We start from the raw sequence: 23,078 nt of genomic DNA on the forward strand, positions 1-23,078 counted from the left end.
GCAGGCTTTAAAGCCGGATTTGGTGTCATACCATGTCCGGTCGATTACCATAACAAAAACAGTTTGTAGTGCGGACTTCAGTCCGCAGCTTTTTGCGGTCGATTACCATAACAAAAACAGTTTGTAGTGCGGACTTCAGTCCGCACTACGAACGAATTTGATTGTGGTTAATCGAGCGGATACGATATAATTAGCGGGCATGAGTAAACCTCCGAAGTGTCTGCAGGTTTGTAAGCAAACTCCGGTTTTAATCCTTCCTAAATTGCTCCTGGATGCAGAACCTAATTATCTAGGATGTTCGTAGTGAGGACTTTAGTCCTCAATTTTTATGAGGACTAAAGTCCTCACTACGAACCAATTTTATTGTGGTGGTTCGAGGGAATATGATATGAAGTGACGAAGGAGTGCGATCGCCAACTATTCTTCCTTCTTCCTGATGACTGATGACTAATATAGCCTTTCTCAAAAAGATGAGGTATAACTGACAGCTTATATAACCGCTTAAACCAAGAGGGCCCAAGCCCAACAACGTCCGCGAATCTTTGTGAGAACCGCTATAACCAATAACCAACAACCAATAACCAATAACCAATAACCAATAACCAACAACCAACAACCAATAACCAATAACCAATAACCAATAACCAATAACCAATAACTAATGACTTATGCTATGGCTTTTTGGGGTTAACTGTTCGAGGAATTTCGATCGCAAATCTCGAACCTTTTTTTAGTTGACTTTCGACCGTAATTGTGCTGTTCATTATCTTGACTAACGAGGCACTAATCGCTAGTCCTAAACCGGTGCCTGGATATGGGCGGGTTGTGCTTTGGTCGGCTTGATGGAATTTGTCGAAAATGTGGGGCAGATCTGTTTTAGAAATGCCGATTCCTGTATCCCGAACGGTGATAATTAGCCGATCGCCCTCTAATTCCCCTACCTCAATGCAAATGCAGCCCTGATGAGTGAATTTAACCGCGTTGGAAATCAGATTCACCAAAACTTGCCGCAGCCGCAACTTGTCATTAACGATACACCGATCCTGCAAGCCCACGCAGACGGACATTGCCAGATTCTTTTCGGTGGCTTGATTTCCAAATTCCAGAGCCACATCCATTACTAAATGCCCTAAATCAAATTCTTCAATTTCTAATTCGGTGCGACCGCTCTCGATTTTGGAGAGGTCGAGGATATCGTCCAGCAGGACTAGCAGGTTTTTGCCGTTATTTAAAATTCGCCCCACCATATCTATTTGCTGCGCGCTCAGCAGTTGTTTGTGCTGGCGCAGCAGCAATTGGGAAAAGCCGATAATCGAATTCATGGGAGTTAGCAATTCGTGGGACATGCTGGCCAAAAATTGCGATTTTAACTTTGCTGCTTCTAGCAGTTGCAATTTTTGCTGTTGAATGCGCCGACCCTGATTTTCCAGTTCTTGTTGTTGGCGAATTAGCAGCTCGTTTTGCAAGTCTAAAAGCTGTTCCTGCTTTTTAAATTTTTCGATCGCCCGCGTGCTGTTAATCGCGATCGCAGCTTGTCTTCCCATCACCGCCAGCAGTTGCACAGATCCGCTGTCAATAGCCGTCCTGTCTTTCCCGTTACCGATCGCCAAAACGCCCAAACGCCCGGTTTCCCGCGACTCGATCGCCGCAGCACAGGCCGCCGCCGCCACTCCTGGGCACGACTCAGAGCGCCACAGTTGAGACTCTCCCGTCGCAAACGCCCTCAGCAGCAGCTTGTCTTGCACGTGCAGGGTTTTGCCTTTCTCAAAGTTTGTCGCACCCCCGACAGCGCTGAGTTTGAGCCCGCTGGAATCGCACTCCGGGAGCGCAACCAGGCAAAATTCAGCTCCGGCGATCGCCTCCACAGTCGCGTCCGCGATCGCTTGTAACAATTCCGACAAGTTACCTGCGCGCTGGCTCAACAGATTTGTAAACCGCTCGATCGCCTGCAAATTCGCCCCAGCATCCATTAGTATTGGGTATTCGGGCAATTTTTCTGCTTTTAAGTTAGCGGACGATCGGGCGATCGGGCGCAAAAATTCGACTTCTGATTCTGGTTCGGCTTGAGTTTGTGCGATCGGGTGCATATCTGTGTAGGTTCCCACCCATTCCATAACTTCCTGACTGTGTGGGTTGGCGGGCGATCCTCTAGCCAGGTTCCAGCGGTAAGTCCCCTCTCGCGTCCGCAGCCGAAATTTGATTTCGTAACTTGGTGGCCGCTCCCCACCCGTGCCCGATGGCGTTGGGTTCCACCCGTGGCGCGCCAACAGACGGGGGCGGTCTTCTGGGTGGACGCACGCCAGATACCCGAAACCCAAAGCTGCTGATGCTGGTACTCCCGTGTACTCTTCCCACGGCTGACCTAAATAAGTCGTCCAGCCGCCGGTATTAGCTTTCCAAACTATGTGAGGAATGGCCGACCACAGGCGATCGTCCACAGTTTCGCGATCGCAAACTTGCTGTAGGGGGGATGGTATTTCAGATACTTTGTGTAATATTTCCGCCTCAGAAAACTCCGAGCGAAAAGAGTTGTTGCCGTGGTAGTGAGTCATAACTGGTTTTATAAATAAGCATTCAACTTTAGCCATAACACCAGATCGAGGCTCGTGCTGCTAGCTTTATTGATTTGACGTACAATGTGCATCAAAAGTTTTTATACCTTAAATTTATCCAGGTAGTGGTATCTTTACCTCTATCAAGGGGCGGACAATGAGATAATTCAGTTACAATGTTTAAACATTGAGAGCTTACCTGTCCCGATCTCGCTTTCCCCGCGCCGCAAAATAATTTAAAAATTTACTTGCAATCTTGGCGGCTGCATGAGTATCCTGGAAAAAGATGTGCGGGCTGTCAAACCCTAAATCAGGACACATTCTCAAATTTACTCAGCTTGGCTGAGTCACTTGACGATATTTTAAAAGTTTAGCGGACTATTGGAAGAAAGATGAGTAAAATTCGCGTTGCTTTAATAGAAGACCACGACCTGACAAGAGTCGGCATCCGCACAGCTTTACAACAGCGTGACACCATCGAAGTTGTCGGGGATGCAGCTAACGCTACAGACGGATTGAAACTGCTTCAGTCTACCAAACCTGATGTGGCAATTGTAGACATCGGTTTGCCAGATTTTGACGGCATTGAACTGACACAAAAATTCAAAAAATCGATAGCAGCCGACTCCGATCCGGATACCAAAGTTTTGATTCTGACTTTTCAGGACAACGAAGAAGAAGTTCTGGCAGCTTTTGCCGCCGGAGCTGACTCTTACTGCATGAAAGATATCAGCTTCGATCAGTTGTTGGATGTAGTAAAAGTAACCCATGAAGGTAACTCTTGGATCGATCCGGCGATAGCTCGCATCGTTCTGAAACAAGCTCGCACTAAAGAGTCTGCTCCGGAAGAACCCAAGCCTGAGGGCAAAAGAGTCACAATTAAGGCTGCCGAACCCGAGTTCAGTCACATCATTGAAACTTACCCGTTAACCGAGCGGGAGTTAGAAGTTTTGGAACTGATCGTGCAGGGTTACAGCAATGCTGCTATCGCCGAAAAGCTGTACATTACTGTCGGTACAGTCAAGACTCACGTCCGCAATATTCTGAACAAGCTGTGCGCTGACGATCGCACTCAGGCGGCCGTTCTCGCCCTGCGTTCTGGCTTGGTTGGATAAAGCCTCACCAGCAGGCAAAAGCAAGTTAAAAGTAAGGTGCGCGGGCGCACCTTACGCATTAATTTTAGGATGCGTACTTGGCACCGGCTGACTAATTGTTGGCGCTTATCTAGGGTATTCTTCGGCGCACTTTACTGCCGAAGATATAGACTTCAATCTCAGCATCGCCAGCCGCATAATCTGATGTCTTAAAAGCTATATTTAAGTCCGCATCTATCCTGGTGCAGATATTTACAATCATCTTTTGATCGGTAAATCTACCTTAAGATAGATGCCAAATAATTCTCAACTTACTAATACTTATGGTTGAGAAATAGAAAGTTAGATAAAATTCCGAATCGCACTGTCGGTATGGCGCGATGTCACTTCATAAAATGCGTAGGCTCGGCTAGATACTCATACTTTTAGGAATAGTTAAGCACTTACAGAAATTATATCCGCAGAGTGATGCCAGAGTTCGCTTCAATTTGCGAGATTAAAACTATCTACTGCTACTGAAAAATCTTAAAAAGAGGCATTATGAGCGCTCCAATTGAATTTCAGTTATTTGCTCCCTACAACAAAGGAGCTGCCTTGATGGGGTCTTTTTCTAATTGGGAAGAAATTCCGATGGCAAAGGACGAAGAAGGTTATTTCCGCACGCGAGTTGAGTTGGAGGATGGCGTTTATCAATACAAATTTCGCGTGCAGTCCAAAAGCTGGTTTCTGGAGGCAGATCAGTGGGTAGATGTGGTAGATCCCTACGCGACTGATATCGACGATCCCACTCAAAACGGCGTGGTTAGAATCAAAGATGGCGATCGCATTGTCGATACCTACGTGTGGCAGCACGATGACAAACCGCTACCTGCCGATCGAGAATTAGTAATCTACGAAATGCACGTTGCCGACTTTTCCGGCGGCGAAGCCGATCCCCTCGCCCGCGGCAAGTACGAGCACGTCGTCGAAAAACTCGATTATCTAGTCGAACTCGGCGTTAACGCGATCGAACTCATGCCCCTCAAAGAATACCCAGGCGACTACAGTTGGGGCTACAACCCGCGCTACTTCTTCGCTGCCGAGTCCAGCTACGGCACCACCGAACAACTCAAAAACCTGATAGACGAGTGTCACGGGCGCGGGATTCGCGTCATCATCGACGGGATTTACAACCACTCCGAATCATCCAGCCCCCTCACCCAAATCGATCGCGATTATTGGTACCACCACGCCCCCCGCGATCCAGGCAACAATTGGGGCCCAGAATTCAACTACGAATTTTACGACGAAAACTTAGGAACTTATCCGGCGCGCAAATTCATTGGCGATACAGTCCGCTATTGGGTTCAAGAATACCATCTCGACGGCATTCGTTTCGACGCCGCCCGACAAATTGCCAACTACGATTTCATGCACTGGATAGTTCAAGAAGCCAAAAATGCTGCCGGCCCGAAACCGTTTTACACCGTTGCTGAATACATTCCCGAAACTCCCAGCATCACAAATCTAGAGGGCCCGATGGATGGCTGCTGGCACGATAGTTTCTATCACTGCATTGTCAAACATATCTGCGGCGATACCTTTGATTTAGAACGGCTGAAAGATGCGATCGACTGCAAGCGCCAAGGTTTCTTGGGTGCGACAAATGTAGTCAATTATTTGAGCAATCACGATCGCGATCGCGTATTCTCAGAATTGGGCGATCGGGGAATTTTGGATGAACCAGCATTCAAGCGGGCGAAGTTGGGTTCTGTGTTGTTAATGACAGCAGTTGGCGTACCGCTGATTTGGATGGGCGAAGAATTTGGCGAATACAAAGCCAAAACAATCGAGCAAGCAAAAATTGACTGGACGCTGCTGGAAAATGACATGAATAAAGGTTTGTGGGAATACTACAAAGGCTTGATTCACCTACGCAAAAACAACCAAGCACTTTACACCGAAAACATCGACTTTTTCCACGAAGACCCCGACTCGAAAGTGTTTGCTTACACTCGCTGGAACGATGAAGGTTCGAGAGTTGTAGTAGTTGCGAATCTGTCGGAAAATTATCTAGCGGGTTACAGCGTTCCCCACTTCCCAGCAAACGGAACTTGGCACGAATGGACGGGCAATTATGATGTGGAATCTGGCGATGACAATATTAAGATTGACTTGCCGGAATACGAAGCCAAAGTATTTGTTTGGCAGTAATCTGTTAGGTACGTTGTTGGGCTTTAGCCCTCTTATTATATATGTGAAAGAGCGCTCAAGCGCAACTACGTACCTTTATTTAATTTTACTGCGCTCTTATTCTATATATGAAAGAGCGCTGAAGCGCAACTACGTACCTTTCTTTAATTTTACTGCGCTCTTATTCTATATATGAAAGAGCGCTCAAGCGCAACTACGTACCTTTCTTTAATTTTACTGCGCTCTTATTATATATGTGAAAGAGCGCTCAAGCGCAACTACGTACCTTTCTTTAATTTTACTTGCGAGAAATTTTATTTTTTACACGGGCCCTACTGGTATTTCTCAATGTGAAGGTAAACTACATATTTTACTCGGTTGATTTTCTAGATACAATTGGGTTGCAGCCGCCGCCGGTATGGGTTTGCTAAAGAAGTAACCCTGACCCATATCGCATTGAAGCGATTGCAAAAATGCCAACTGTTCTGCTGTTTCCACTCCCTCAGCAATCACCTGTAAATTCAAGCCCTGTCCCAGAGCGATCGCCACTTTCACAATCGTAGCACCGCTGTTGCAGTTGAGCAAATCTGCCACGAAGGATTTATCTATTTTTAAATTATTCAGTGGAAAGTTTTTCAGAGACCACAGCGAAGAATAACCTGTGCCAAAATCGTCCAGAGAAATTTGAATGCCCATTTGCTGCAACTGCTGCAATACCGACACCGTAAAATTTACATCTGTCATGGCAACTGTCTCGGTAATTTCTATTTCTAAATACTCGGGATTTAACTCGGTTTCTGACAAGATTTTAGCAATGGTTTCTACCGTGTTAGCTTGTAGAAACTGACGGGCTGATAAATTCACAGCTACCCGTACCGGCGGCAATCCCAATAACTGCCACTCTCGATTTTGCAAGCAAGCTGTCCGCAGCACCCATTCGTCAATTTGGCAGATTAATCCTGTTTCCTCAGCTAGGGGAATAAATCGATCGGGAGAAATCAAACCGCGTTCGGGATGCTGCCAGCGAATCAAAGCTTCCATGCCGACTATTTGGCAAGTATTTAAGTTTATTTGCGGTTGATAGTGCAGCACAAACTCTGATTGTTTCAAAGCTTTGTAAAGCTGATTTTCTAAGTTAAGTTCCTCGGAGACTTGATTGCCGATCGCCCGCGTGTAAAAATGATAATTGTTCCGACCTTTCTGTTTAGCTTTGTACATCGCAGCATCAGCATTTTTCAGTAAGGTTTCTGCATCTTCTCCGTCATAAGGAGCCAAAGCAATTCCCAAACTAGCCTTAGTATAAAGTTCCCGACCGTCAAAATCAAAAGGAGTGCTTAAACTCTGGATTATTCGCTGGCAAACCTTAGTTGCGTCCTCTGGGCTGTTGATATTGTACAGCAGCAAAGTAAATTCATCCCCGCCCCAACGGGCGATCGAATCCCCGAGGCGCAAACAGTTAGTCAAACGCCTAGATACACCTTGCAGCAACTGGTCGCCCACTGGGTGGCCGAGAGTATCGTTAACATTTTTAAATCTGTCTAAATCTAGAAATATCACCGCCAACATTTCTGCATTCTGGTGAGCGTTAGCTAAAGCTAAAGACAGCCTTTCATTAAACAGCAATCTATTCGCTAAACCTGTTAATGGGTCGTGCGAAGCTTGATGTCGCATCATTGCCTCGACGCGCCTCTGCATGGCAGCCATGTACAGGTGAGTTCCTAATGATTTTGCTAGCTTCTGTTCCTCGCTGCTCCATTTTTGAGCTTCGCCGGTTTTGATTTCTTTCCAAGCTGCAAAGGACTGTCGGGGTCGATCGCTCCGGGCGTCGGAACTGCAACGGCCAGCCCACAAAATTTCGGTTTCTACGGCTGCGCGAAAAATGGTGAGACAGCCGATGCACTGTTGGCGGTATTGCAGCGGTACTGCCAAAAATGACCGAATGTCAGCTTCGAGAAAATTTGCAGATAAAGATTTGACTTGAGGTTCTTGAGAAATATCGGAAATCGCGTACAAGTGCGGGACGATTAAATTAGAAATATTTGTATCAATTGAACTGTAATGCTCGGAATATAGATTTTGATAAATGCCTAATTGGCTGGTACTGTCGGCAGTTTTTGGTTGCTCGTCTTGGTTTGCCCACCCCATGATCTGCTGCCAAAACTCGGTGAGTTCGAGATTGGTGTCTGGAGGCTGCACGCCGCAGGTATAAAGTTTAGCCGGCCGATCGCCAAATTCGGCGGCAATGTACAAGCGTCCTCCCGAACCGTGCAAATGCTTGACAGTTTGTTCGAGAACTGCTTGCCGAATTTCGTTTAGTTCCAGAGGAGAGTGCAGCAAACTGCTAATTTGGTTGACAACGGCTTCGTCGTGCGCTTGCTGTCGGGCTTGAGTGAGGAGAAAAGATTGGGCGATCGCAATTGAAAGCTGATCCACAAGCAACTGTACTATGTTCAATTCTCGATCGCTAAACCGTTTGGGTTGACTGTGGTGACAGGCCAGCAGCCCCCAAAGTTGATTTTGATGTACGATCGGCACCGTCAGAGAAGAACGCGCCCCCATAGCCTCCAGATATTCTGCGTGACAGGGGTCTACAGGACAATAGCGAATATCTTCAACTGCTAAAGTTTGGCCGGTTTCGGGACAATCTAAGCGATTAATTATTTTATGCTGCAATCCCACATCTACAATCACTCGCTGCCGCGCTTTGACAAACATTTCGCGCGCACTAGGCGGAATGTCGCCCGCAGGAAAGCGCAAACCCAGCAGAGATGGCACATTTTCGCCGTTGATGGCCTCGGCAATCACCTCGCCGCTACCGTCTGCATCAAAGCGATAAACTTTTACCCGATCGCTTCCTAAAAAGCTGCGGATTTCTCGCGCCGTTGTCGTCAAAATCTCTTGCAGTTCTAAAGAGTTGCGGATGCGATTGGTAATTCGATTGAGTAAAATCTCTTGTTTTAAATTCGCTCTTGACGTTTGTCTAACTCTTCTGCGGGCCATCCCTTTTAATCTCCAGGGCAATTGACAGCATTTTTGCGAGCCACCTTGTTAACTCGCCCTGTTTTATAGACTACAACACTTTCGCTCAGTCTGTGGGATTGACGCAACCAGAGAGCCAGAAACCCAGTTTTTATGAATATTTCTGGTTTTTCCACAAATTTTCGGTAGGAACCGGGTTTCTTAACAGACTTTTATGCGGACTAAAGTCCGAACGATCAAACCAATCTAGAAAGCGGGTCGATCGCACAAGCTTCTGACTGAGAGTGCAGAATGCTGGAATAGTAAACCCGGTTGCTCAGTATTTATACTGGGAAATATCCCGTTAAGCCGACTCCCAAATTTCCCGAATTCTCTCCGGCAAAAAGCTCGCTATTTCCTGAATTCGCTCCTGGGACAACTCATTCTTCGTTGCCGAAAATACACCCGCGATCGCAGTTTCCGATTTTACTCCCGAAGGAAGTGAGCCTTCTAGTTCGACCCTCCGTACAAACAAATTGGCATCGATGCCCAAAGGTGCAGGCCCGCGCAAAGGCTCACGCACCCGGCTTAGCAATCGTACCAGCGGATTCGTATCTTTCCAGAGGTCAGCTATTTCTGTTTGGAGGGTTTTGTCGTCCGTAGGTAAAACTTCTTTGTGCAGTTCGGCTTCCACGCGATCGCTGGCTTCTGTTGTCATCAAATCGGGCGGGCGGGCTTTCAACCAATTCTTTCTGGTAAGTTAAGTCGTCTCTGATTGCAATTGTCATCAACATCTCCTAGGTTAATATCTGGTAAACAGTCAGTAAAAAATGATATTTTTACGGGTTTAAGTAGCGATAATTACTACTTAAAAACATTGAAATCTAAACCGGAGAAATAAGTATCTCAGCAGGTGGAAGTTGTTAAATTTATGTGCCTCATCTAATCTTTCTTTAGGTATATACACGGAGGATATCAGTAGTGTAATGTTGAGAGAATTCTCAAAAACTGCGGCCACTCTTCAAAGCAAAAATTAAGCTAGGATAGTTTATTAGCAAGCTTTTTCCTAGTAATCGCCTCTTGTTGTCAAAGCTGACGCAACCTTAGGGCGTAAGTTGGCAATTTGCCCGGGGATCGGTAAAATTATGGAGATACTGTGGGAGCGCTCGACTGGTGCAGTCTTTGCCAGAACTCGCAGCGATATTGTACAATCTGGCTAGACTGAAGACTGGCCATCTGAGAGCTACAAATACGAGCCAATCTGTTTCAAGTGCCGGAGCGCCACTTGAAGAATGCCTCGGGTAAAACTTTTACGATCGTTTTTCGATCTGGATTTATGAACTACCCTACGTGGAATCAGCATTTGGAATCTTCTTTAAATATGGGTCACCTGGCGGTTGACAAGCGTCCTCTCGTATTGGCTGTAGACGACAATCACGATAACTTAGAGCTGCTGACGCAAATACTCGATTTATTCGGCTGCGAGTGCGTAGGAGCCATGGACGGCTACAGTGCTCTTTCGACAGCAGTCTCGCGCTCTCCCGACTTAATCGTACTCGATATTTGTCTGCCCGATATAGACGGTATAGAATTAGTAAAGCGGATCAGAGAAAACCCGGATCTCAGACATATTCCGATCGTGGCCGTCACAGCACTAGCAAAAACAGAAGACCGCGATCGGATTCTCGAAGCAGGCTGCGTTGCATATCTTTCTAAACCTTTCAACATCAAGGATTTAGAACAAATTATCCGCCACCATCTCAACCATCAGCCGATTCTCGTGGAGTTTTAGACTTAGAACTCGAATCGCGAACTTGAGGTGCAGACTCCAAAATTGCGATCGTTCCGGCGCGGCCCGTCTCCAAAGTCGCATCGCTGAGCAAATCAGTCACGGCCACACCCAAAACCTCTTTGATTAAGTCTTTCAGTGCCACTTCCAGAACTGACTCTAATTGCGATCGCACCTGGGAAGCCAAATCTTCCTGACCGTTCTGAGCCAGCAGTTTTTCTGGTTGAGTAATCGCATTTTCGATTACAATGATTAATTTGTTATCCAAAAGATTGCAGAGCGCCTGACTCGTTTGCTGTCCCAGCAGAGAGCGATACAAAGCTTGAATACCCTGGGCCAGACTGCGTTCTAACTTTCCGCGAGTAGGTACTAAATTTTCCCCGGTCATATTTTTTACGTACAGCAAGATCGCTCAAAAAAATACTTAATAGTTAACAGTTCATACCAATTTTTATGAGACTGCATAGAATCTGATCCCCCCTAACCCCCCTTAATAAGCAGGGCGGTTTTATTGTCGTCAGAAAATTAGGTATGTAGTTGCGCTTCAGCGCTCTTTATAAGATTAGCTAACAGCGCAAAGATCGAAACTACGTACCTTGGCGAGCAATACTTTTCGTAGTTAGAAATTTCCTATCCTGACAATAAAACCACCCTGCCTAACCCCCCTTAATAAGGGGGGGACTGGAATCTTCTCAAAGTCCCCCTTCTTAAGGGGGATTTAGGGGGATCGGAATATGTGCAACTTCACATTAAATTGGTATCACAGTTAACAGTTCACTTGTTAACCGTTAACTGTTCCCAACAACCGTCGCCCTAGCCAACGGGAGCATCTCAGTTTTGCAAAAAGCATTTTTTTTATTATAGTGCGAGCGTCCCCGCTCGCGTATTCTACAACTCGCGAGCGGGGACGCTCGCACTATAAATACCAAACTGAGATGCTCCCCTAGCCGACAGTAACTTGATTGGTTTCCACCCCAGTTGCACCCTTAACCCTTTTAGCAATTGTCACCAACTTGGTGACAATTTCCTGACTGGGAACCGTACCTTTGAGAACCACCGTAGTACCGTGTTGAGCAACATAAACAGTCTCAATGTCCGCCACATCAGGATTTGCATCGAAAGCCTGAGCCACCCGTTTAGCTAAACCGCTTTGATCGTATTCTCCATTCAATCCCATGCGTTCCGGCGGGATTGTCTGAGTCGCCCTAGCAGCAGGTTGAGTTTGAACTTGAGCTTGAGATGGAGCTACAGGTGCTTGGTAAGCAGGAGCTTCCACATTTTCTTGATTTTCCAGTTTTTCTAAACCAAACAGTCTTTTTAGCCAGCCCACAGAAGTTACCCTCTCAAAATGTTTTTGTTAATTGACATTTGGCACGGCGCCGTACAATTCTTATACTCAATACCAGGAATTGCGATCGCCATTCAGGACGCAGACACCGAGTTGTTACGGCCATCAGGCTCGGTACAAAAACTCGGTCGAGCGAGTTGTATGTGCCAGTCATAAATACAATTTAATCTTCTACAACTTCATCAAACCTCTGCCTGGGGACATAAATTTTTCTCATCTCAAAGAAATACATGAGCCGACCATTCCGGGAAATCAAACTTAAAGTCTTCTTCCCCAACTTCTACAATTTTGTTGTACATCCACTCGTGCCAAGTTCCGGTATCGGGAAAGTTAGGAATACAGTAAGTAGATAGATAAGTGTCCGAAAAATTGGTCACCACTACTATTCGCGAACCCTCATCGCTCCAGCGATAGTAAGCGAGCACTTTAGCTTCGGTATTTTGGTGGATGAATTCAATGTTTTGGGTGTAAAGTGCCGGAACATTTGTCCACAATCGAATCAGGTGTTTGTAGTATTCCAACAAATCATGATTCTGCTGATTGTTCAACAAAGACCATTGCAAGTTATTCGGCTGGCTGGGGGTTTGGCGAGTGGATTGTCCGAACTCTTCGCCCATCCACAGCATCGGTATTCCTACTGCTGTGACTAGCAAAACTGCTGCCAATTTAGCGCGTTTAAAATATGAGCAGTGCTGTCAATCTCAGTAGCGTAGGGGTCATTAACTTTTACCCATTCGTCGGTTTCAAAACAAGGACTCTGCAACTGCACTCGGAACTTGTATTGATAAATACCGTCTGCGAGCTGAATTTTAGTGTGGAAATAACCTCTATCATCTTTTTCTAAGGGAATTTCTTCCCATTTAGAAAAAGAGCCGAACACTGTAGCTGCTTTGTTGTTGGGAGCGAAGAGTTTGAATTGAATTGCAGCGGCCATGAATACCTTTTACGCAGAACTTATAACTGTGATTAGTATTCATTTTTACAATTTTGCCAATCTGTCGCCATCGTTCTTAAGAGTTAAATCGTAACTCGAATGTTGTCATGAGTTCCGCGCGCACCCTAGAGCGTGGTTTGATTATCATCATAAAAATTAGGTACGTAGTTGGGCTTGGGCCCTCTTTATCCATACGTCTCAAGAGGGCTGAAGCCCAACAACGTACCTTTATTTCTCGTGACAATAAAACCACCCCCGTTTTGAAACGGATTAGGGGGATCGGGGGCGTAATTGAGTCAAGTGCAGTACCAGCAAAGCATCCCTAACCTGAATGAAATCAAAATTGTAGCTAAAGTAACTAAAACTTATCGATCGCTGTTTATGAAAATTAATTTAACTTTTGATAAGTAGATAAATCGCCTTCAAAGATTAATATTTGTAACTAAAGGAACATTTTTTAGCTGACAGAGCTAATACCGTAGAAAGATGTCATTTTAGGCGGAAAGAGCGAGGATGAGCTTGTAGTTATCAAGTAAGGGAAACCAGAAAGATAAATACTTTATTCAACTGGATTCTCGGGCGATCGCCTTTAAGTCGAGTTTGAGCGGATAAGAGCAATGATTATTTTTGCTTATACCTTGGTAGCACTTGTTTTTTAGTCAAAGACTGGGAAACTTTGCAGAACCAAAATCAGCTTAAACGACTGCTGCTACCTCAGTAATTGGTAATCGGTGAAAATTTCATCCGTCCCTGTTACCTGTTAGATCTTCCGAGCAGCGGCTAAGATGGCTCTAAAAGTTTAATTTGGGATGTTGACGAATTACCGTTACTGTAAAAACTCTGGAGTGTTAAAAATGCTAAAACAAATGTGTTGGTTGCCCAGATTGGGAGGCAATGGAGAAAAGATATTGCACCTGCGTACCGAAGCTCGTCAAGCGTGGCGGCCTTATACTGCTTTTCCGCAGTTCGCGGTTTCGGACTACATGGAGCCAGGGGGTTCTAAGGGATGGGCAACTTTTCAGAAGCTGATAACTCAAGGGTGGAATTTAGTATCTACTGAAGATGGGCAGCAGTCATTTTTTGACGAACAAAAAAGTGCTTAAAAAAGCAGAAACGGCAGTAATAAAAGAAGAGGATTTTGCCTCTTCTTTTTATTAGTGTCTTGGACGAAGTATCAGGTTGTTTTTACCCTGAGTTCGTGTCCGGTCGATTACCATCGCAAAAAGGTTTGTAGTGCGGACTTAAGTCCGTAAAAATCTACGGACTTAAGTCCGCACGCGCGAACAAAAAGGTTTGTAGTGCGGACTTAAGTCCGCTTTCCGGAGGCGGACTTAAGTCCGCACTACAAACGAGTCTGATTGCGGTTAATAGATCGGACACGATATGATACTTCGTTCAAACAGCAAGGTGCGATCGATCGCACCCTAGATAATTTTGAGATTTTTGCACAGTTGCAAGCAAGTTGCCCGATCGCCCGAGTCTGACTATGCTACCGTTGCTACCCTATCGAGCATCGGCTGGCGAGTTTTCAAATTAAATCGATATCCGTGGGGGAGGATGTGCAACTTGGCCCCGCAAAGCGCCAAAGCCTCATCCTTCAACAGTCCATCCATATTGTCGTGGAGTTTTTCCGACTCGTCGATGACAGTTACAGCCCCTTCGCCAATGACTTCAACCACGTCACCGCTGACTAAAATAGCTGTATTTTCGTCAATCCCAAATCCCAAGACTGCTGGTTGCAACAAGAGTGCAGCAACTAAGCGTCCCAGACGGCCTCGCTGGGCGAAATGCTGATCGATGACAATTCCTGGCAGGAAACCCATTCCCGGGCCCATTGCTACCACGTCAACGCGAGGATTTGTCTCGGAGTCTCCTTCAATAATCATCATGTCTGGCATCATCGCCGCGCCTGCACTGGTGCCGCCAACGATCGCCCCTTCGGAGTAGCGTTTGTGCATAGCTGCGTCGAGTTTGGTATCTTTCAAGCAGCTAATAATCCGCGCTTGCTCCCCGCCGGTAAAGAATATGCCAGTCGCTTGTTCGATCGCTTCTAAATAATCTGGATTGTCAGCATCTTCGGCTTTCTGGGTATCAACCACTCGCACATCTTCAGCGCCCAGCCGTTCAAACACTCTGATGTAATTATCTCCGACTTCTCCCGGGAGGCTTGTCGCAGCCGTCATCACTACAATGCGGGCTTTAGTGCCTCCAGCGCACCGCAAGAATTCCCGCAGAATTTTGCAATCCCCGTCTTTGTCTTCGGCGCCGCCAATAATTAGCAACTTTCCCTGATTTTCGCTGCCAGCCATACGATCTGCACTCTTAATGAATTGTATTTCAGTGACGTACCCGACTCTGATGCTTCGCATACAGAAGCGGGCTTCCCGTTTCATCCGCCGTTGCCGTTGCTCCCACAAGGAGAACACTGGTCTTACACAGCGTCCACAGGTTTGGATCACTTGTGTGTCCCTTACTGGCAGACTGCATACACAGCCTCCGGGCAGACTCCCTGCGCCCCAAGGAGTTTAATTGTTTTCTGTCCTTGCCGTATGGCTTGCTCATGGCTTCCAGTGACGGTTCGGCTTCCCTAGCGACAATCTTGCTGTGGCAAGCATATGACTGCTACTTAATCCTGTCTGTTCGAGAGGCTAGGCAGGTCAGCGACCTCGCGAGTAGTATATCAGTTTTTCTCGCTTCGTATCCGCTCAATAAATCGGGGTAAATCGCTCAATGATGAGCGTCAAGCATCGCAAAATCGTTCCAAAAGCAGTAGTCTACCCCGAGTTATTGAGCGGATACAGTTTTTCTCGCTTCGTTTGTAGGAGATTGGCAATTCTTCATCGTGCCCAATCCCTTGCTCAAATGCGTTTCGCATCGGTCAAGGGCACAATTCATCATTGCCTTGGCTCTCATCCCGACGCTCATGGCAACGCAATAGAGCGCGGGGCTTCCCGCCGAGGAGCTAAAACATAACTTTTTTGTGTCCTAAAACTGCCAAAAGGTAGAGATCGATACAGAACAAACCTCTGATTTTGATAAGTCTGGGAGGCACGCAACTCAAGCGTTCCGGTTATTTCACTCGAATCCCGGGCTTTCAACAGTTGACAGTTGACAGTTGACAGTTGACAGTTGACAGTTGACAGTTGAAAAGCGAACTCTACCTAAAAGTCTGAGTATTGGAGTAATGAATAGTCTGATTTTAATTTTTCCCTCAAAGGGTTCCGGCTTTCAACCAATTCTTTCTGGTAAGGCGATTTTTGATAAAAAAACTAACCCCTCCTCACACCATGGAGGAGGGGTCAAAAAATGAGTTTACATTACAGGACTTACGCGCGACGGGTCATCAACCCGATTTCTGACTGGAGACTTGACCCATAAACCTTTTATTTTTCGTATCAACCGGGTCGATCGGCGCTTTTAGATTAGTTCGATCGCGAGTTAGTGCGATCGCTCGATCAAATTGCTCAATACTGTACGCGCTCGTTCCAAAGGCAGGTGTCGGGGTTTGCCGTTCCAGACAATCTGATATTCATTGCTGTGTTGACCGTCACCGTACCCAGAAATCAGCTTCAAGTGAAATGCTTCCTCAGCTAATTGATGAACTTGATCCCTGAGAGCAGTTTGTGCAATCTTCATAATTCTCTGCCTCTTAAATCCTTTTTCACAGTCATAGCCAATTTTAATTGGCTGTGTACCTCTCAAAAGTTATAGCTTTTTTTCATTAGTGATTGATAATTTAGTGATTAGTCATTTAGTCATTAGTCATTAGTATTCGTAATGGGGAATTGGTAATTGGGAATTGGTAATTGGGTAATTCTCCCCCTCTTCGTCTCTATCTTCCTCTCCCTCTCTCTCCCCCTCTCCCTCTCTTTCTTCCTCTCCCATTCTCTCCCTCTCTCTGCAATATAGTGGCGATCGCACCCCATGAGGTATGCCAGATTCTGCGAATGTCAGGATTTGTAAACGGTGGCGTCTGTACCTCCAAAAACCCGATCGAGCCTATATAGCGGTTATCAGAAAGATGAGGTATGTTGTTGGGCTTAAGCCCTCTTAGTCTAAGCGGTTATACCAGCTCTCAGACGTACCTCATCTTTTTGAGAAAGGCTATATGCGCGAGCGATTACCGATTACCGATTAGCGGACATACCTCATCTGTCTGAGACTCTACAATATATATGCCCGCAGGTAGTATCGAATGCGCCGACAAGAGAGCTAGTGTGATAAGTTAGCTCAAAGGAGGTTAAAAAATGCTGCAAGAAAAAAATACCGAGACAGCCCGGGTTAATGCTCGAAAAACCGATGTTTTTGATATTTTCAACTTCAAACATTACATCGGGCCAAACCCTTATTTAGAAACAGCGGCTTTAGTTTTCGATTTGGCGGTGACGGATGCGATCGCACCACAGCCGATCGCACATTACCATGAAATTATTGGCGATCGCTACCCGCAACTGTTGCACGAAAGCTTCACGAACCACGCTCAACTGTTCGGCCGCACCGCCTCAGAAGTAGCAAAACTCGATATGGGTTTGCACTTCCAACACTGGAACGTCAAACCATTTTCTGGGTTTAGCAGAATCAGCATAGAAGCAATTCACGCCCGCAGCGCCAGAGCCGTAGTTTACGCTGTTTGGGATTGGTTTGAAGCGATCGATCAAAATCAAGATTTCCCGTTAGCAGCACAAATCGGCGCCCTGCAAAATATGTTCCGCCAGTCTGTTTACGGAGGCCCGACAGTTTATTCATTAATGCGATCGGCATCCCAAAAAGGCATTCCCACATTTTATTTGTGGGATGAAGGATTGATGCAATACGGTTACGGTAAAAAACTGGTGCGCGGCTCTGCCACAACTTTTGATTCCGACAGTCATTTAGACTCAGATTTTACCACGCGCAAAGATGATTGTAAAGCTTTTCTTGCTACCTTAGGATTTCCAGTTCCTAAAGGCGATATCGTCTCCACAGAAAACGGAGCTTTGGGAGTTGCGAGAGAAATTGGCTACCCAGTTGCTATTAAACCAGTAGTCGGTCATAAAGGAATTGGCGTCACCGCAGATGTGGGAGATGCAGAGGAATTGCAGGCGGCTTTTAAAAGAGCAGTTAACGCAATTCCCGAAACCTCGCCCGTGCGAGTTATTGTGGAAAACAGCATCAAAGGAGCGGATTTTAGGCTGCTGTGCGTTGACGGCAAGTTTGTTTCTGCAACTGAACGCCGGCCCGCTTGGGTAAGAGGAGACGGCGACTCAACTATTCGGGAATTGATCCGCCGCGAAAACCGCAAACCAGAACGCTTGGACACGCCAACTTCGGCGATGAGCAAAATTCAGTCCGACGAAGCGATGGAAATGTATCTAGAAGAACAAGGGCTGTCATTGGATAGTGTCGTAGAGGGCGATCGCACTGTATCTCTGCGGAAAGTAGCCAATCTTTCCGCAGGTGGCGTCAGCATCGATGCTACTCGCACCATTCACCCGGATAACATTGTTTTAGCTCAAGATATCGCCCTGCATTTTCGGTTAACTTGTTTGGGGATTGATGTTGTCACAGAAACTCTCGCCAAATCTTGGAAAACTGGGAATTTTGGGATTATCGAAATCAATGCCGCGCCGGGAATTTTTATGCACCTCAACCCGGCTGTCGGAGAAGGGGTTGATGTGCCTTCACATATTATTGATACTTTCTTTGATTCTGGAAAATCAGCCAGAATTCCGATTATTACGTTCAACCGAATTTCGGTACACGAACTGCAAGAAACAATCGACCACATTTTGTTGCAACATCCTGATTGGACAATCGGTGCTGTTTGTCGCTCTGGACTTTTTGTCAACCGTTCTGAAAAGGTTTTGCATAAAAATTACAATCTTAATGTGCAAACTTTGCTGCGAAATCCTAAACTCGATTTGTTGATTGCTGAATATCCCGAAAATGTTTTGGAAGCTGAGGGAATGTTTTATCAGGGCAGTAATATGGTGGTGCTGGACAATCCGGGGGAAACAGAGATGATTTTGCTCAGGGAAAGCACTGATGATGATACTGTGGTGGTGCGGGAAGGCAATAGTATTTCTATCCGCCGCCAAGGTTTGATCGAACAGTACAGTCTGGAGGATGGGGAACCGTTTACTCGGGTGTATTTGAAGGAAATTGGGACTGTTTTGTAAGGTGCAAATTGCTACTTGAGTAAGGTGTGGGTTGCAGACAATTAAATCAACACAAAGGTGCGACTTGTTACTCGCACAAAGTAATAAGCGCACCTTCGTGTCAACGGTTAAGTGCGAGTTGCTATTTAGGCAAGGTGTGTAGCGCCCACTCAAATTTAACAATCAAGTGCGAATTGCTACTTGTGTAAGGTGCATTCGGCGCACTATACTGAGGTAAGGTAATTATCATCTTGTCGTTACCAAACTAATATTTTCGCAGAAACCGACTTTATGAAGATAAATTCATATTTGTGCGATCTTAAGTTTTGAGACAATCTTGTTTCTGCGCTGTCGATCGTGTTATCAAGGAAACTGGGTTGAAAACCCAGTCCTTCTAGGATGGCTTTAATTATAAATCTTTGTTGCACTTGCGAGCCAATCTTGTACTGAAAGATATAGGATAACGTGGGAGGTCAAACCATGCTAGTTTTTGAGTTTAAAGCCTACGGGAAATCAAGTCAGTTCACGGCAGTAGATGAAGCAATTCGTACAGCTCAATTTGTTCGCAATAGCTGTTTGCGCTATTGGATGGACAATAGAAAAATAGATAAGTACGACTTAAACAAATATTGTGCGGTACTGGCGAGTGAATTTCCGTTTGCCGACGAACTTAACTCTCAAGCAAGACAAGCCAGTGCTGAAAGAGCATGGTATGCTATCTCCCGATTCTATGATAACTGCAAAAAAGGGATTCCCGGTAAAAAAGGATATCCGCAATTCCAGAAAGATTGTCGCTCAGTTGAGTATAAATTAACTGGATGGAAACTGGCCCAAGATCGGAAGTCGATTAAGTTTATCGACAAAAAAGGAATTGGCAAGCTCAAACTCAAAGGAACACGGGACTTACACTTCTACCAAATTAACCAAATTAAACGGGTGAGATTGGTGAAACGGGCTTCGGGCGTATATGTTCAGTTTTGTGTTGATGTTGACCGAAAAGAAAACATAGTAGAACCGAATGGTAATAACATCGGCTTAGACGTTGGGTTGAAGGAATATTATACCGATTCCAATGGGGTAATGGTTGAAAACCCCAAGTTCCTCCGAAAAGGTGAAAAAGTTCTTAAGCGTTGTCAACGTCGAACATCAAGAAAACTAAAAGGTTCAAAGAACAGAGGCAAAGCCAGACAGGTGTTAGGAAAACGCCACCTCAAAATAAGTAGGCAACGTAAAGATCATGCAATCAAACTTGCACGGTGCGTAGTTCAATCTAACGATTTGATAGCTTACGTAGGCGCTTCGCCGTGCCGAAGGCAGATTTGAGAATTAAAAATATGGCAAAAAATCACTGTTTGGCTAAGTCGATTAATGATGCTTCTTGGTATCAGTTTCGTGTCTGGCTTGAATATTTTGGCAAAGTATTTGAGAAAGTAACAGTTGCGGTAAATCCGCAATATACCAGCCAAGAATGCTCTAGTTGTGGTACAATTGTCAAGAAAACACTATCTACTAGAACTCACGTTTGTCAGTGTGGTTGTAGCTTAGATAGGGATTTCAATGCAGCTAGAAATATCCTAAGTCGAGGATTGGCTACCGTAGGGCATACGGGAAGCTTTGCATTAAATGCAAGCAACGCTTTGGGAGATGAGTCCTCTACTGCAAGCTGGAGAAATCCTGCATCAGCAAGTCATGTCGTAGATCAAAGAATCCCCACGCCTTCAGGCTGGGGAGTGTCAACAAGGAAATTCAGAACTATTTAAACGAATCGCACTCCGGTGCCAAAAACTCTGGAAATATGAATGTTGCGAGCAATTGGTTTAATTTAGTAACGAAAAGTTTACAGTCGTATCGCCGCTACATTCCAGCAGCGTTGACTCTTTGCACGGGTGCCGGCTTGTCATTGATAGCGGCTGCCGTTGTCTGGAATTGGGAAAATCAGCGGATGGCAGCAGAATTTCATCAGCAAGCCGATCGCCTGAATGCGACATTACAGCAAAGCATCAACAAAAACTTAGATTTTCTGTACTCAATTCAAGCATTCTACAGCGCATCTGCTGAAGTTAGCAGAGAAGATTTGAGGGAATTCGTTCAACCGGCACTGTCCCGAAATGCTGCCGTCTTTTCTGTAAACTGGGTTTTGCGCGTCCCGGCTGCGGACAAAGCAGCTTACGAACAGACAATTCGAGCCGAAGGTTTTCGGGCATTTCAAATCTACGAGCGAGATGCTGACAAAAAGCCTGTACCAGTAAAAGCGCGATCGGAATATTTTCCTGTCACGTACAGAGAAGCCCTGGAAGCAGATACAAAATCACTGGGTTTCGATCTGGCTTCCAATCCCGAACGCAAAGCAGCTTTAGAGAAGTCGGTGAATACCGGGAAAATAGCTGCTTCGGGGAAGATTCAATTAATCAAGAACGATCGACCTGGAGTGCAACTATTTCTGCCAGTACCTGGCCGCGCAAGTTCTCCAGATAACTCGGCAAACAGCCGCGAAAACCTCAGGGGAGTGATTTCAGGTGTGTTTCAGATTACCAATATGGTCAATTTTTATTTAGAATCGCTGAATTTAGATCACATAAATTTTTATCTCTATGACAATTCAGCTACAGGGAAAGAACGCTTTCTGATGCGGTACGACTCGCAAACCAAGCAGTTTATAGATAATGCAGAACTAGAACATCCAGAGTTAACTAATCTCCGGCAACCTATCTGTGAAAATAAGAGTGCTTGCACTCGCACATTTAACATAGCAGACCGCCAGTGGATGCTGCTAGTTTTGCCGGGAAAGGGGTACGATAGTCTGAGCGCCCATGAGGGTTCGCTGGCAATTGGCGCGATCGGGCTTTTGATGAGTGGCAGCTTGACGGCTTACCTGTTGATGTCTCTAGGACGTACAGCCAAAGTAGAACACCAAGTGCGCGATCGTACAATTCAACTAAAAGAGCGCACCGCTGAACTAGAAACGGCACTGACAAATTTACAGTCAGCGCAATTAAAACTAATCCAAACTGAAAAAATGTCCAGCTTGGGGCAGTTGGTGGCTGGAGTGGCTCACGAAATTAACAATCCTGTCTGCTTTATTTCTGGCAACCTGAGCCATACAGGCGAATATACTCAAAACTTGCTGGAACTTGTGAAAATATACCAGCAGCAATATCCCAACCCAACGCCAGAAGTACAAGGAAAACTACAAGAGATCGATTTGGAATTCATTAGTGAAGACTTGCCTAAACTCCTAAAATCGATGAATGTAGGAGCCGAACGCATCCGCCAGATTGTGCTTTCTCTACGAAATTTTTCGCGTTTGGATGAAGCTGAAATGAAGTCGGTCGATCTTCACGAAGGCCTTGACAGTACCTTGATGATTTTGGACGGTAGGCTGAAAGCTAACGGTGATTTTCCCGGCATTAAAATTATCAAAGAATACGGCAAATTGCCCTTGGTGGAGTGCTGGGCAGGACAATTAAATCAGGTATTCATGAATATTTTAAGCAATGCGATTGATGTTTTGTATGACGGCGAAAAAAATAAACATTTAATCGCAAAATTTTCCTCAGAGTCGCCTTTTTTACCTACCATTGTGATTCGCACTGAACTTTTAAGTTATAATTGTGCGTGCGTGCGGATCGCGGACAATGGAGCGGGCATGACGGAGAAGGTAAAACAACGTTTGTTTGAGCCGTTTTTTACTACCAAGCCTGTAGGCAAAGGTACCGGATTGGGATTGTCGATTAGCTATCAAATAGTGGAAAAACATCAAGGTTCGCTCAGGTGCGTATCGGCTCCGGGAGAGGGAACTGAATTCTGGATTGAGGTACCCGTGCGGCAACAGCCCGAGCAATCAGTTGCTAATATTTCATCAGCGGTACGCGTCAGTTGACAGTTGACAGTTGACAGTTGACAGTTATATGGCGGTGCCAAGAGTGCGGGCCCTCTTAGGAATGAGAATTAAATAACTTACAATTTTGGCGTTGCTGAATCAAGGTATGAATGCTCCAGGAATGGGAATATCGTCAAACTTCAAGTAATGTATTAATAATTTAATAGAATGCTTGAGCATTTCCTCACATTTAGAATAACAAAGAGTCTTGCGA

General features: G+C 45.6%; 16 protein-coding genes and 1 pseudogene. 8 read left to right on the plus strand and 9 right to left on the minus strand.

Translation table 11 applies throughout. The annotated features are described in order from the left end of the window. Positions 1–671: 671 nt before the first annotated feature. The gene (locus QZW82_RS15625) at positions 672–2,552 is read right to left on the minus strand and encodes an ATP-binding protein (protein WP_293149643.1); all 1,881 of its coding nucleotides are present in this window, start codon (positions 2,550–2,552) and stop codon (positions 672–674) included. Between the two features lie 392 nt (positions 2,553–2,944). On the opposite strand from QZW82_RS15625, the gene QZW82_RS15630 reads away from it, so the two are divergent. Next, entirely contained in the window at positions 2,945–3,667 is a 723-nt protein-coding gene (locus tag QZW82_RS15630) for a response regulator transcription factor (RefSeq protein ID WP_293149645.1), read from the plus strand. Between the two features lie 519 nt (positions 3,668–4,186). After that, entirely contained in the window at positions 4,187–5,839 is a 1,653-nt protein-coding gene (locus tag QZW82_RS15635; RefSeq protein ID WP_293149646.1) for an alpha-amylase family glycosyl hydrolase, read from the plus strand. 324 nt (positions 5,840–6,163) lie between these two features. Here QZW82_RS15635 and QZW82_RS15640 read toward each other — a convergent pair whose 3' ends face one another. Together QZW82_RS15640 and QZW82_RS15645 are read right to left on the minus strand one after the other, a co-directional pair. Further along, the gene (locus QZW82_RS15640) at positions 6,164–8,839 is read right to left on the minus strand and encodes an EAL domain-containing protein (protein WP_366665029.1); all 2,676 of its coding nucleotides are present in this window, start codon (positions 8,837–8,839) and stop codon (positions 6,164–6,166) included. Positions 8,840–9,140: 301 nt separating this feature from the next. Beyond that, the gene (locus QZW82_RS15645; RefSeq protein ID WP_293149647.1) at positions 9,141–9,518 is read right to left on the minus strand and encodes a DUF2267 domain-containing protein; all 378 of its coding nucleotides are present in this window, start codon (positions 9,516–9,518) and stop codon (positions 9,141–9,143) included. A 594-nt stretch (positions 9,519–10,112) separates the two neighbouring features. Here QZW82_RS15645 and QZW82_RS15650 point away from each other — a divergent pair. Next, positions 10,113–10,568: a response regulator gene (locus QZW82_RS15650; protein ID WP_293149649.1), complete on the plus strand. Its 456-nt coding sequence runs from the start codon at positions 10,113–10,115 to the stop codon at positions 10,566–10,568. Here QZW82_RS15650 and QZW82_RS15655 read toward each other — a convergent pair. The 4 genes from QZW82_RS15655 to QZW82_RS15670 all read right to left on the minus strand — a co-directional run bounded on the left by QZW82_RS15655 (position 10,537) and on the right by QZW82_RS15670 (position 12,847). Next, positions 10,537–10,953 (minus strand): DUF2294 domain-containing protein, encoded by a 417-nt coding sequence (locus QZW82_RS15655; protein ID WP_293149651.1) that lies wholly within the window; start codon positions 10,951–10,953, stop codon positions 10,537–10,539. The genes QZW82_RS15650 and QZW82_RS15655 overlap by 32 nt on opposite strands. Before the next feature lie 555 nt (positions 10,954–11,508). Next, positions 11,509–11,895, minus strand: coding sequence for a BON domain-containing protein (locus QZW82_RS15660; RefSeq protein ID WP_293149653.1), 387 nt, complete (start codon positions 11,893–11,895; stop codon positions 11,509–11,511). 236 nt (positions 11,896–12,131) lie between these two features. Beyond that, positions 12,132–12,566: an alpha amylase C-terminal domain-containing protein gene (locus QZW82_RS15665; protein WP_293149655.1), complete on the minus strand. Its 435-nt coding sequence runs from the start codon at positions 12,564–12,566 to the stop codon at positions 12,132–12,134. Further along, the gene (locus QZW82_RS15670; RefSeq protein WP_293149657.1) at positions 12,560–12,847 is read right to left on the minus strand and encodes a glycogen-binding domain-containing protein; all 288 of its coding nucleotides are present in this window, start codon (positions 12,845–12,847) and stop codon (positions 12,560–12,562) included. Before QZW82_RS15670 ends, QZW82_RS15665 begins: the two co-directional genes overlap by 7 nt. Before the next feature lie 854 nt (positions 12,848–13,701). Between QZW82_RS15670 and QZW82_RS15675 the strand changes: the two genes are divergently transcribed. Then, entirely contained in the window at positions 13,702–13,950 is a 249-nt protein-coding gene (locus tag QZW82_RS15675; RefSeq protein ID WP_293149659.1) for a hypothetical protein, read from the plus strand. 255 nt (positions 13,951–14,205) lie between these two features. Further along, positions 14,206–14,331, plus strand: a complete 126-nt coding sequence (locus QZW82_RS15680) for a hypothetical protein (protein ID WP_293149661.1) — start codon at positions 14,206–14,208, stop codon at positions 14,329–14,331. Here the strand turns inward: QZW82_RS15680 and QZW82_RS15685 are convergent, their stop codons facing one another. Both QZW82_RS15685 and QZW82_RS15690 read right to left on the minus strand, forming a co-directional pair. Beyond that, positions 14,332–15,240, minus strand: coding sequence for a cyanophycinase (locus QZW82_RS15685; RefSeq protein ID WP_363318788.1), 909 nt, complete (start codon positions 15,238–15,240; stop codon positions 14,332–14,334). It abuts the gene before it with no gap. 1,045 nt (positions 15,241–16,285) lie between these two features. Further along, positions 16,286–16,483 (minus strand): hypothetical protein, encoded by a 198-nt coding sequence (locus tag QZW82_RS15690; RefSeq protein ID WP_293149664.1) that lies wholly within the window; start codon positions 16,481–16,483, stop codon positions 16,286–16,288. Between the two features lie 611 nt (positions 16,484–17,094). On the opposite strand from QZW82_RS15690, the gene QZW82_RS15695 reads away from it, so the two are divergent. From QZW82_RS15695 to QZW82_RS15705, 3 genes and pseudogenes are all read left to right on the plus strand, one after another. Next, on the plus strand, positions 17,095–19,005 hold the full coding sequence (locus QZW82_RS15695) for an acetate--CoA ligase family protein (RefSeq protein WP_293149666.1): 1,911 nt from the start codon (positions 17,095–17,097) through the stop codon (positions 19,003–19,005). 459 nt (positions 19,006–19,464) lie between these two features. After that, a pseudogene (locus QZW82_RS15700) lies at positions 19,465–20,682 on the plus strand (transposase). Between the two features lie 97 nt (positions 20,683–20,779). Then, positions 20,780–22,864: a CHASE domain-containing protein gene (locus tag QZW82_RS15705; RefSeq protein WP_293149668.1), complete on the plus strand. Its 2,085-nt coding sequence runs from the start codon at positions 20,780–20,782 to the stop codon at positions 22,862–22,864. Positions 22,865–23,078: the final 214 nt, after the last annotated feature.

This window comes from Microcoleus sp. bin48.metabat.b7b8b9.023 (assembly GCF_013299185.1).
GTDB lineage: Bacteria > Cyanobacteriota > Cyanobacteriia > Cyanobacteriales > Microcoleaceae > Microcoleus.